9 protein-coding genes and 1 pseudogene are annotated in these 12,396 nt (G+C 33.0%); 8 read left to right on the plus strand and 2 right to left on the minus strand.

Features of this window, described 5'->3' with window-relative positions; genetic code table 11:
* The first annotated feature begins 34 nt into the window (after nt 1–34).
* Nucleotides 35–2,464: a hypothetical protein gene (locus ACFEL3_RS00795; RefSeq protein WP_208571664.1), complete on the plus strand. Its 2,430-nt coding sequence runs from the start codon at nt 35–37 to the stop codon at nt 2,462–2,464.
* 702 nt (nt 2,465–3,166) lie between these two features.
* Here ACFEL3_RS00795 and ACFEL3_RS00800 read toward each other — a convergent pair.
* Complete coding sequence (locus ACFEL3_RS00800) at nt 3,167–3,706, minus strand: pyrimidine dimer DNA glycosylase/endonuclease V (protein ID WP_010082266.1); 540 nt, start codon at nt 3,704–3,706, stop codon at nt 3,167–3,169.
* Nucleotides 3,707–4,603, minus strand: a complete 897-nt coding sequence (locus ACFEL3_RS00805; protein ID WP_265017944.1) for an Rpn family recombination-promoting nuclease/putative transposase — start codon at nt 4,601–4,603, stop codon at nt 3,707–3,709.
* A 129-nt stretch (nt 4,604–4,732) separates the two neighbouring features.
* Between ACFEL3_RS00805 and ACFEL3_RS00810 the strand changes: the two are divergent.
* The 7 genes and pseudogenes from ACFEL3_RS00810 (at nt 4,733) to ACFEL3_RS00840 (ending at nt 12,387) form a co-directional block, all read left to right on the plus strand.
* A pseudogene (locus ACFEL3_RS00810) lies at nt 4,733–5,636 on the plus strand (helix-turn-helix domain-containing protein).
* Nucleotides 5,637–5,805: 169 nt separating this feature from the next.
* Entirely contained in the window at nt 5,806–6,462 is a 657-nt protein-coding gene (locus ACFEL3_RS00815; protein WP_265039536.1) for a RadC family protein, read from the plus strand.
* Between the two features lie 100 nt (nt 6,463–6,562).
* The gene (locus ACFEL3_RS00820; RefSeq protein ID WP_375316763.1) at nt 6,563–7,696 is read left to right on the plus strand and encodes a hypothetical protein; all 1,134 of its coding nucleotides are present in this window, start codon (nt 6,563–6,565) and stop codon (nt 7,694–7,696) included.
* A 75-nt stretch (nt 7,697–7,771) separates the two neighbouring features.
* Nucleotides 7,772–8,680: a helix-turn-helix domain-containing protein gene (locus ACFEL3_RS00825; protein WP_006280075.1), complete on the plus strand. Its 909-nt coding sequence runs from the start codon at nt 7,772–7,774 to the stop codon at nt 8,678–8,680.
* A gap of 25 nt (nt 8,681–8,705) precedes the next feature.
* Nucleotides 8,706–9,617 carry a helix-turn-helix domain-containing protein gene (locus ACFEL3_RS00830; RefSeq protein ID WP_010962716.1) on the plus strand — a complete coding sequence of 304 codons (912 nt, stop codon included), beginning with the start codon at nt 8,706–8,708 and terminating at the stop codon, nt 9,615–9,617.
* Between the two features lie 483 nt (nt 9,618–10,100).
* A complete protein-coding gene (locus tag ACFEL3_RS00835; RefSeq protein ID WP_006280073.1) occupies nt 10,101–11,015 on the plus strand; it encodes a DMT family transporter in 915 nt (304 codons plus the stop codon).
* A gap of 64 nt (nt 11,016–11,079) precedes the next feature.
* Entirely contained in the window at nt 11,080–12,387 is a 1,308-nt protein-coding gene (locus ACFEL3_RS00840) for a UDP-glucose dehydrogenase family protein (protein WP_006280072.1), read from the plus strand.
* The last annotated feature ends 9 nt before the right edge of the window (nt 12,388–12,396 follow it).

The raw sequence follows: 12,396 nt of genomic DNA on the forward strand, positions 1-12,396 counted from the left end.
TCTATTTATATTCCCAAGAATAAGGTCAGTAGATATGTTGTTTTCCAGAAGAATATTAGTAAGATTAATTGGAGAAGTGCTTATGACTTTAACTAAGTGTGTTTTAACTTCGCCCTTAAGTTCTGTTCAGCAGTATCTGTTAGTGTTAGGTAAGGTTATGGTTGTAAATACAAAATCCGATCAGCAGAGGGCTGAAGATGATCTATATACTGTTTTGAGATTCAAAGAAAAAGGAGATTTTGAAAGACGGATAAGAGAACTGCTTGTTAACGATTATAAGAAACTTAAAAAACCACTGAGCAAACTCCTTGGTAAGTTAGAAAGTAAAATAAGGACTGATAAAGAGAATAACCAAGCAGCCAGAAACGTTTATGATCAAATCAAAAAATCTAAAACTAATGAAGATAAATTAAGTAATTTATTGAACTTTAAAAAACAGCTAAAAGCTTTCCTAAAAAATCAAGATGATTGTAGTATTGTGTTAAATGCGATTGACTCTGCAAGTGTTATCCCTGTTATTGAAGTTAATGGTGTGCATCCAAAAGATAGTGAGATCAAAAAGTTAAAAAAAGCTCAACCTCTCACCTCTAACAGACAAGACTTTGAAGAAGCTCTAGGATACATAGAATCACAAGAAAAAGTTATGGGGATTACATTAGAGGAAATTATGGAATACAAGCAACACTCTGTTAAGATTTTTCTACTGAACCGTGTTCATTCATGCAAAAATGGGCATTCTCAATTGCATCCTGATGTAAAAGAAGCTATAGCAATATTATCAAATGATAAGCTGAGAGCTTTCTACGATGAAGAAGTAAAGAAGAAGACGCTACAACCAATATTGTCCTACAAAGAATGTGAACAATTATATGATAAAATTAACTATGAAAAAAATGAATCTCGTATTATAATCGAAAGAGAAGAACTTGGAGAGAATGTTAGGAGGGTAATGGGAGTGAAGCGCTTTACGAATGAAAGCAGTAGAGAAGATCAGAAAAATGGTACTAGTCCAACAGGAACTTCTACAAATTATAGACAAGAGCAAGTTGCCTCTAGTGGTGATAGAACACTTTATAATAGTGATATACCTTCACTAGGTAGATCGATTAAGAGCAGCCGAAGTGCACTGTTTATGCCATTTGGAGCTTCTGTTGATACGAGTACCCCGATTAAACCTGCCAATCCATCTAACCTAGTTACCACTGGTGAGAATTATACTAGTAATGCAGATCTGAGTGATGAATTGAACGTAAGTGAAGTAACTAAAATTGTTGAACGAATGGAGCTATTATCCAATAGTTTAAAAAAAATCCAAGAAATTGTGGAAAAGCTGGGTAATACTACACTAAGTGAAGAAGTGATAGTTCATGAGAGACATTTCAAAAAGTTTATGGATTTTGTAGGAGAAATTCTCGTAGATATTGGTACAAGATTACCACAAAGTGATTCTAAAAGCATGTATCTTGAACAAAAATTGAAGGGATTGGAAAAGATGAATGAATCCTTAGATAACAGTGTTCAAGAGTTAGAGAAAAAAGTAGATAAACTTGAAAAAGAGAATAAAGATTTTCTAGCAGAAAATGATGAACTTAAGGAAAAACTTGCTACAGCGAAAGAAGAAAAGGAATTGCTATTTAATAAAAAAGAAAAGATGCAGGAAGTTATAAATGGGCTGAATGAGAACAATCAACGATTAATGCAAAAAATAAATGGGTTAGAAGATGATTATGAGTATTTGTTAAGAGCGGAAAAGACAAAAAGAGAAACCGAAGATTCGTGTATACAAGTGGAGGATGCAGATATACCGGAAGGAAAAGCTGAGTTATGTAAAGACTATGAAATTAAACTAGTAAAGCTGGAACAAGAGATAGATGCAAAAGGGAAACAATGTGAGGAATTGCTATTAGAAAATAGTATATTACGAGGAAATATAGAACGATTAAAGGAAGAGAATAAACGATTAGAAGGCATTGAAGAAAGCTTTAGTATCGATCCCTCACATTTTTGCTCTGTAAAAAATTTGCATGATGAGCTTATTCTAGCTAATGAACAGCCGGAAAATATTGATATATCAATCCAGGATGAGATGGATTCAAAAGTTGCCACTGAGTCTGTGGGTGTTAATGTAAAACAAGGTTATAGTAAAAGGACTAGCAACCTATCTCGAGTCTCTGAACAAAGTTCAGCAGTAAAATCTCAATTCTCAGAAGCAAGAGCTCAGAGTAGAAAGCAAATAATTTATGCCTCTGCTTCTCTTATATTATCTGGAGTATTTGCTGTTGGCACAAGTTTAACAATGTCTCATTTAGGAATATCTATTTCACTTGCTTTGACTGCATTAACTTTCCTTACATTGGGATGTTATTGTTCATATAAGGCAAGTACAACGCTTAGGAATATTGAACTTGATCGAACTTTTAAAATGGCTGATCATGAAGCTGTTTTTATGGTTCCCAGCTTATAACTATGTGGAAAAATATATTGTTTTACTCACCCCAAGAAAAGAGATAATGGGAAAGATAAAAAGGTCTATCAGTTCTCGGTGCGGCAGATTAATTTCTGACGGTGATATAGAGCATTACTTATTTCTCTAGAGAATAGGAAATTGGCGAATAGAGTTCTAGGTGTAGAAGGAGATATAGATGAAGAAAAGACCAGATTTAGTAGAAAAATATAAGGGCTTCTTTGTAAATGATAGTAAGGGAACAGCAAAGTAGTTATATTAAGGGACTGGTTTTATGTTCTGAACTCAGATTTTCGTTAGGTTATAAAAGAAGTAATATCGAGACCTTACTTTGAAATTCCAGATTATCAGAGTACTTTGCTCTTCTGAAGTGAGTGATGTTGGAATACCTCTGGATCGCAGTACTAATAACCAAAATTAAAGAGTAAATAGTTTATAATTTAAGTATTTATAATAGAGAAATTAGCATGTATCTAAATTTGAGCAGCAAATACCTTGAAATTACCATCAATTCAGTAAAATTGAAGAGTTTTAATGGTTTAATCATGTAAAGTATTCAATAAACTGCCGTTTTTAAATTTTATCAGACTCAGTTAAAAGAGTGGAGATTTTAATGATTTACCTCAAATCTAATTAAGAGTTAAAGTGAGAAGATGTTTTAGTTTTTATGCACCTTCCTCTCTACTAATTAAGGCGTTCTTTTTATTTGCGGCTTTTCAGACGTACGATTCTGCTTAGCAACCAATCCGGTACTTCTCTACCCTTTTCCCACTTAGCAAACCTCATCTTTTCTTTTAGGTAGTACTCTCTGTAAGCTTTTACTGAATGACTAGACTTATATTGATCTGGTAACGCCTGTACAAAAGGCTTTATATCGGTTGATTGAAAAACAAGCAAATTCTTATTACTATCACACCAATCTATAACTTCTTCTGATCTATGTTTTCTTTTATATCGCCAAGTATACTCTTTGCACAGCTCCCTTCCGTATTTTATTAACCAGAAAAAGTTCCCTTTGGATTGTCTAGCCCATAGAGAACAAGGGTGGTTTTTGTGAGTAAGTTTATATGGAACTTCTATATTCTGGTCTGTGATGCTGACTAAAGGATTTGGCACTTTTAATGCTATTGAAAAAACATTACTCAGTAACTGAGCAGTTTCTAATAGCATTTTTACTATATGCTTATCACATAACATTTTTGCCGCAATCTCTGGGTTTTCATCTAGTACAAAGATGTTCATCTAAACATCCAAAGAGCTTAAGTCTTTAATTTCATTAGCTGTAAGACCAGTAGTTTGAGCTATGATATCAATAGAAACTCCTGCTTTAAGTAGATTCTTTGCAACTTCAATTTCCCTCTCTTTTCTGCCTTTTTCATGTCCGATGAGGATGCCTTTTGCAGTAGCATCATCAAGTTTTTGAGCAAGGACAGCCTGTTCATCAAGAATACGTTTTATTTCCTGTTCATAGGCAATAAATTCTTTTTCTGACCAGTTGAACCTATTTAGTTCTTCATAGGCCTTTTTAATTATTAGATCACTACCTATTATTTTTTCCAGCTCTTCTTCACTAGTCTCATCTGCATATTTAAAGAAGTAGACCCATTTCTCAACAATACTTGAAAGCTGATCTTCTTTGGTTTTTGGAAATTTAGGCAACTCAATAAATATAAAGTAAAAATCTTTTAGATCATGTTCATTAGTATCTTCATCGCGAATGGTATGCTTTGACTTATACTCAGACTTATCAGGAAATAAAATACAGTCTGCTATAGCAATAAAGATAATTTCCTTAAGGTCATGATATTGATCGCCTTTGTCAGCCTGTCTTGAATAGGCTTTAGCAGCATAGTATTGAGCACGTTTTTCAAAGCCCTTAGTTTTAGCGACCTGCATTTCGACTATCACTTGCAGCCCATTTTTATCTCTACAAAGAGCATCAACAATGCTTTGTTTTTTAGAAGCAATATCAGGATCTTGAATAGTACTTAAAAACTCTATATCCTGTATTGCATTTGTTCCAGCAAAGCCGAGAATATCATTAAGAAAGTGAATAAGGATATCTTTATTTTTTTCAGTACCAAAGATGCGCTTGAACGATATATCATTCTTGGGATCGAGAAACTTCGAAAGAGCCATAGGAAATCCACTTAAAAAGCATTAATAATTATACACAATTGTGAAGAAATATTCAACTAAAATTCAAACATAGAAAGAAGCATCCCTTTTGTATATCTTTATTTGGTAGTATTAACCTGTATAATATTTATGGCAAATATCTCGATAAGGTACAAAATAGCACAAAAAGTAAGGAGCTGGAGGTTAAAGCGAGGTTATACTCAAAAAGATTTAGCGGGAAAAATTGGCGTAACGTATCAAGTAGTACTACAATATGAAAAAGGAACACGTAAAATTTCGATTGAGAAATTGTATGCTATAGCAGAAGTGTTATCGGTTGGCATCATAGATCTTATTCCTGTATCAAGTGAAAAAATTTGCCTTAAAAACGAAGAAGAGGAAATATTAAATCTAGTAAGAAAATATAAAACGATTAATGATCAAGAGTTGCGCAAGGTGTTTTACTTGCTAACAAAATTTACCCGAGTTGGTGAGAAAAGTAGTAAAAAAGCAGAGAAGGTAAAAATTGCAAAGGGTATGGTTAAAGCAGGAATTTCTGTTGATATTGTTTCACAAGCAATTGGCCTCTCTGCTAATGAGTGTGTTGAAGAAAAAACAGGTTCTATCTACTACCAAATAGGAAAAAAGATAAAAGAATGGAAGAGAGTATACTCAAAAGGATTTGGCTGAGAAAATGGATACAACACGTGATGAAATAAGCAACTATGAGCAAGGACGTGTGGCCATTCCACTGGAAAAATTATATGCAATAGCAGAAACATTATCAATTAGCATTACAGATCTGCTCATAGAGGAAGATGAGATAGTAGAAAGTGAGCTACCTGATTTAATAAAAGAATACAAAAAAATTGAGAGTCAAGAATTACGCTATGCGCTAATAAAATCTCTGTTTGAAAGCATACAAATTTGCGAAGAAAAAGTGAAAAGAGCAGAAAAGATGAAAATTGCAAAGGATTTAGTGAAAGGAGGAATTTCTACCGATATTATTTTGCAAATAACAGGCCTCTCTTTAGGCGAAATTCAACAGATTTAAAATAAAAAATCAGTATATATTAATATCTTTACTCTTAGATGAAAAAATAAGTAAAAAAGATTGAGAAATTGATTTGACTTCACTCGAAAGCTATGGCTTTATGCCAATGCTGATAAAAAACAGCAGTAAATATCTAAAAAAAGTTTGTTGTTAGTGAAAGGTAAATTATATGAATAAAAGTAAAGAAGAAATCGAATTCAGAATATTAGAAAGCAAAGGCAAAGCACTACTTGATCGTGAAATAATGGAAACGTTTCTAAGTGCAGTACATGAAAGCCCACAGGCTCAAGAAATTGCTAAAAATTTGGTGAATACTTATACAGGAGTAGGAAGGATTTTAGGTAGAGAAATGGATGACCTGAAAGTTATAGAAGGAGTAACTGATTCTGCAGTAGCAATGATTATGTGTGTTAAGGAAACACTAGAAAGGGTACTGAAAGAAAAGCTTAAGAGTGAGCCAATCATGGACTTACAAGGGATAGTAGAGTACTTAAACGTAAGTATAGGCCACTCAGAAAGGGAATGTGTAAAAATACTGTACTTGAATAAAAGGCGTCAACTAATTGGAGAAGAATCCTATATTGGTGAAATGGAAAAAGCATCAGTATACATAAAGGAAATTACAAGAAAGGCATTAATGAAAAATGCAACATCAATAATAATGTCACATAACCATCCTGGAGGGAGCTTAGAGCCATCAGAAGAAGATCAAGCAGTAACGAAGAGCTTAGCAGCAGCATGTAGTACTGTAAGCGTAAAATTGTTTGACCATATTATCATCACAAGTGGAGGCTATTTCAGCTTTCGAGAAAATGGATTGTTATAGTAGAAAGTATTTGCAAATCTACTCATTATAATTTATAATGAGTAGTAAGATGTATAAAGTTTATTGTACGCTTAAAAAGTATTTTTAATATGAGGTTTATATGACTAGTAAAGATCGGAATAAAAAGACTAATGTTAATCACAAGAAAATATTTGGTGCTCTTGAAGGCGTTGATATAAAGCAGTCTAAATTTGTGAGTAAAATTAATAACCAGAAGGAGATAAACCGGGAGGCCTCCCCTAGCAGAAACATTCGCGAAAACAAAATCAACTACGGGAAAAGCCTTGACTATGTTTATGGCACAAAACCTTTAAATGATCAAGCAGAAGATTTAAATCCATTTGCTTCAAATTTGCAAAAAATAAAACCAAGTGCAAGCGAAAGTGAAAAGTTGAGCTGGTTTAAGAGTGCTGTAGTAGAGACAAAAAACGTAAATGCATTGCATAAAGTTATAGAGCAAGTATTAGCCTCTGGAGCAAGAGTAAATGCATGTAATGATGGGGAGTGGAGCTTCGCAGAATACATGATATTGGGCACACACTTTCACAGATTAGAAAAAAGTGATCGAAAAAAGATAATGCGTAAGCTAATGCTAAGTGGTGCAGAGTTTCATGATACTCTACTACAGAATAAACTGATAGGTGAAATCTATAATGAGCTACAACCAGAAGTTCAGCCACAGATAGATGAGAGACTAGAAGAACTAGAGAAAGCTGGCGAAAGTGCTGTGCAAGAAGGAGAATTAATAGATATTGAGATAGATAATACAACATCGTACATAGAGTTTTCTGGGAATAGCAAGGTAGAGGTAGCCAAAATACTGAGAGAGTTAGGGAGTAACATTTTAAAAATGGGTAATAATGCAGTTGAGATCAGAAGGGAGGAAGGAGGTGCAAGAAATTACGTTGATGTATCAGATGGTAGCTCCGTTGTGTTAGAATTTCCTACAAGCCTTGGTAAGCTAAATATTGTATTGTACCAGGACGTAAAAAACTGCAGTCAGGTACAAGTAAAAGTAGCGGATAAGGAAATGTGGGCTGAATTACAAAAAAGAGGAGAAGAAATTGGAAAAAATTGCCTTTTTGGGGGAGTGAAACTTAAGAAAGTGGTAGAAAGAGGTAATTTCACTAGGTGCGGCATATGGAGTGAAAAGCAGAAGGAAGTAAGTGAAAAATTGTTTTCATGGGCAGACAAAGTACGTGAAAATAGTAAAGAAACTTGTAGGGCACTTTAATTCATCAATTTAAAGGTTCCAGAGTCTGGCTATTATATCTGGAGCCTTTGAGCTATAGTATAAAATATTATATGTATGGTTCTTTTTGTGGAAAAAAGTCTAGATTATAAAGTGGGAGAAAAATTAAAAAGTTGGAGGTTAGAGAGAGGGTATACTCAGAAAGATTTAGCAGAGAAACTTGGTGTAAAGTACTGGGTAATACTTCAATATGAAAAAGGGAATCGTAGAATTTCAATTGAAAGGTTATATGCTATAACTGAGGCACTATCAATCAGTATTACGGATCTAATTCCTATATCAAAAAGCTGTCTTGAAGATGAGGGAGAAGAAATCTTAAATCTAGTAAGAGAATATAAAAAGATTAATGACCAGGAGTTACGTAAGATGTTTTGTTTACTAACCAATTTTGTCCAAGTTAGTGAAAAAAGTAGTAAAAAAGCAGAGAAAATAAAGATTGCAAAAGGTTTGGTTAAAGCAGGAGTTTCTGTTGATATTGTTGCAAAAACAATTGGCCTCTCTGCTGATGAATGCGTTGAAGAAAAAGGAGGTTCTATTTACTGCCAAATAGGAAAGAAGATAAAAGAATGGAGGCTAGTGAGAGAGTATACTCAAAAAGATTTAGTAGAAAAAATGAGTACAACACGTGACGAAATAAGCAACTATGAGCAAGGAAGGACTGCTGTTCCACTTGATAAATTATATGAAATGGCAGAAGCATTATCGATTAATATTACGGATCTACTAATAGAGGAAGGGAGTAAAGTGAAAAATGAGCTACCTGATTTGATTAAAGAATACAAAGAAATTGAGAGCCAAGAACTACGGCATGCACTAATAAAGTCTTTGTTTGAAGGGATACGGATTTGTGAGGAGAAAGTGAGAGAGATAGAAAGGATTAAAGTTGCAAAGGATTTAGTAAAAGGGGGAATTTCTATTGATATTATTTTGCAAATAATCGGTTTATCCGTTGATCAAATTGCATGAAAATTTATTTCTAAGTAAGGTATATATGTTTGTTTCTGTAAGCGATATTAGTTCTATAAGCTACAAAATAGGACAAAAAATAGAAGATAGCAGGTTAATGCGAGGGCATACTCAAGTAGAATTGGCAAGTGAAATAGGTTTAACATACCAAGAAGTAAACAGCTATGAAAATGGGTATATTCCTATTCCAATTGAAGTACTATATGTAATAGCAAGAGTATTGTCAGTTAATGCTATAGATTTATTACCCGAACCAGTAATAGTAAGGGAAGACAGCTATGAAGACGAGGAAATACTCTATCTAACGAAAATATATGAGAATCAAAAGTTAGGCAAAATAGTACCTTCATTAGTCAGGTTTGTTCATATTAGCGAAAAAATTAATCAAGAAGAGGCAAGGTTGGAAATAGCAAAAAATCTAGTGAAAGAAGGAGTTTCAGTTGACATAATTTCCCAGGCAACCGGCTTATCTATTTACGAGTATGATAATACAGAGAGAGAAATCTGCACTGATTCTATATATTACAGAATAGGGCAAAGAATAAGAGAATGGAGGTTAATAAGAAGGTATACTCAAAAAGATTTAGCGGATAAAGTTGGCGTAACACTCAAGGAAATACATGAATATGAAAGAGGTTATACTACCATACTATTTGATAAATTATATGAAATAGCAGGAGCATTATCAGTAAATATTAAAGTCTTGCTACCTGAAACGAGAGAAAGTAAAAAGCTATTGAGTTTAATAAACGAGTACAGAGAACCGGAATCATTAGATGCGTTAGTCAAATCTCTATCTGAAGATATGAAAAGCGGCAAGGAAAAAGTTAAAAAAGCAGAGAAAATCAGGGTTGCGAAAAATCTAGCAAAGGCAGGTGTTGCAATTGATATTATTGTGCGAGCAAGTGGCCTAACTGCTGATGAGTGTGAAAATTGAATTGTGTTAAAGACGGTACTGAGAAACATTATATTAAGATATAAGTAAAGATGGTTACGTATTTAATACATCTATTCTGAAAATTTGTTTAGCTGACTCAACTGAAGCATTTTCGTAAAGTTTTGCTGCTAATTTGCTTGTTTGATAACTTTCTTTAACGTCTTCACAGCTAACACTGAAAACACATATTGCTAATGCTAGCAGAGAAGCTAGTTGGTAAAATTGCCACAGCCGTCAGTACTCCCGATTACTTTTCCTGATAATGTGATAGTATTCGCAAGTATTATCATATATTACAAAAAAATCAGTTAGCATTTCTGTTTATTAAAATTATACAATAAAGCTGCACTTTATATAATACTTCTCAAATCATTTCTACTAAATATTTATGAATATGGTTAAACAGTAGATAGAGGAAAACTTGTCTAGTATTGATCTTTTTTATAGTAAAGTTATCTCATAAAATATTAAATTGGGAGTTTTATGGATCACAGATTAAGAGCTTATTTGCTTGGAGTTACCTGGTTTATACTCAGTTTACTTAGTAGTGTAGCTAATGATACTATATCAAAATATCTAAGTTTACATCTCCAAAGTTTTGAAGTAATCTTTTTCCGCTTTTTATTTAGCACTATTACCCTTGTACCTTTTATGCTTTACTATGGAAGAGAAGCTTTTAAAACAAGTCAAATATCTATTCAGATAACTAGAGGAGTATTGTTATTTGTTGGAATAACCTTGTGGACCTATGGGTTAGCTATTTTTCCCATAGTAACTGCAACAATTATAAGTTTTTCTATACCATTATTTGTTATACTTCTTGCAATCCCTTTACTAAATGAAAATATAATTTGGCAAAGATGGTCAGTAACTGTTATTGGCTTTGTTGGTATTGCTATTACTACCAAAGCTTATAGTGAAGACTTTAATCCTAAAATTCTTATTTTTATTGTATCTACATTAATCTTTGCTATATTAGACATACTTAATAAGAAACTCGCAATAAAAGAGTCCGTAATAAGTATGTTATTTTATTCAGCTCTAACAACAACTATTTTTTCCACTGTGCCTTTGCTGTTTTATTGGCATTTGCCTTCCTTGTTAGAATTAGTATTACTACTGATTTTGGGAATTAATTCAAATCTAATTCTGTTCTTCACATTAAAAGCTTTTACTCTTGCAGATGCTACTGCACTTGCACCATATAGATACATAGAGCTAATAATTTCTGCAATAGTAACATATGTTATGTTTAATGAGTTGCCTGATAAAAGTGCTTTGTATGGTATTTTAATATTAATACCATCGACTTTGTTTATAGTTTATTCAGAAAGTAAAGTAATTAAGAAAAATAATGTATGCAACGCTAGAGTAAAAATTTATGACTCTAATTGTTAATGATGTTCTTTTTAAATGTTTAAGCAGTTGAGCTACATTAGGATATTTTTAAGGTGATGACAAGATGTATATAACCATTATAGGAATAGGGTATGTAGGTTTAGTATCTTGTGCAATGTTATCAGAGCAGGGTCATAACGTTGATTGCATTGACATAAATACTAAGAAGATTGAGTTATTGAAATTAGGAAAAATTCCTATATATGAGCCTGGATTAGCAGACTATTTAGAGAATAATATAAAGTTACAAAGGATAAGATTCTTCGATTCGTATTCTCAAATAAATCCCAACACAGAAGTAGTGTTTGTAACTGTAGATACTCCATCAGACTCCCTAGGAAATGCAAATTTACAGAATGTATATAATGCAGTAAGTGAAGTTTCTGAGAGAGTTAATCAAGATTGCTTAATAGTGATAAAGTCAACTGTTCCTCCTGGTACTGCAGAAAATATATATAATTATTTATCTAATAAGGGCTATAACTTTGATTTGGGGGTTAATCCAGAGTTTCTCAAGCAAGGCTCTGCAGTATCAGATTTTTTATACCCAGATAGGATAATAATAGGAGTAAAAACTAAGCTAGCTAGAGCAAAACTAGAAGTTATATATAGATCATTTATAGATAAGAATATTCCGTTAATAGTCACTGATACAGTTACTGCTGAAATGATTAAATATGCTTCTAATGCTTTTCTAGCAACAAAGGTTGCTTTTATCAATGAGATGGCAGGTTTATGTGAGCTATTAGGAGCAGACATTGACCTTTTAGCTAACAGTATGGGAATGGACCATAGAATAGGTAAGGAATTTCTCAAAGCTGGTCCAGGATTTGGAGGATCATGTTTTCCTAAAGATTTGTCAGCTTTAATAAGGCTTGCTGAAGATCACAATGTCAAGCTACAAATTTTAAATTCAGTTAAGGAATCTAACTATAATCATATAACAAACATTGCTAAAAAGGTAGAATATGTATTAAATGGAGTCCAAAATAAAAAAATAGCAATATGGGGGCTAACTTTTAAGTCTGGTACTGATGATGTAAGAAATAGCCCAGCTATAGATATTGCACAATTGTTAGTGAATAACAAGGCTAAAATTACTGCATATGACCCAATGGGGATGGATAATGCTAGGCAAGTTCTAAAGGATATAGAATACGCGGACAATGCTATAGGGGCTGCAAGGGACGCGGAAGCCTTGTTATTGTTAACGGAGTGGAAAGAATTTAAAAATCAAGATTTTGCAAGTTTAAAGAGTATTATGGCTGCACCTAATGTTTTTGATTTCCGTAATTTATTAGATAGCGAGCTATTACTAAGATATGGTTACCATGTTTATTCCTTGGGTAAAAAATCTATCTACAAAGTTTAACTGTTGAGA

The organism is Wolbachia endosymbiont (group A) of Opomyza germinationis (assembly GCF_964264765.1).
Classification (GTDB): domain Bacteria; phylum Pseudomonadota; class Alphaproteobacteria; order Rickettsiales; family Anaplasmataceae; genus Wolbachia; species Wolbachia pipientis.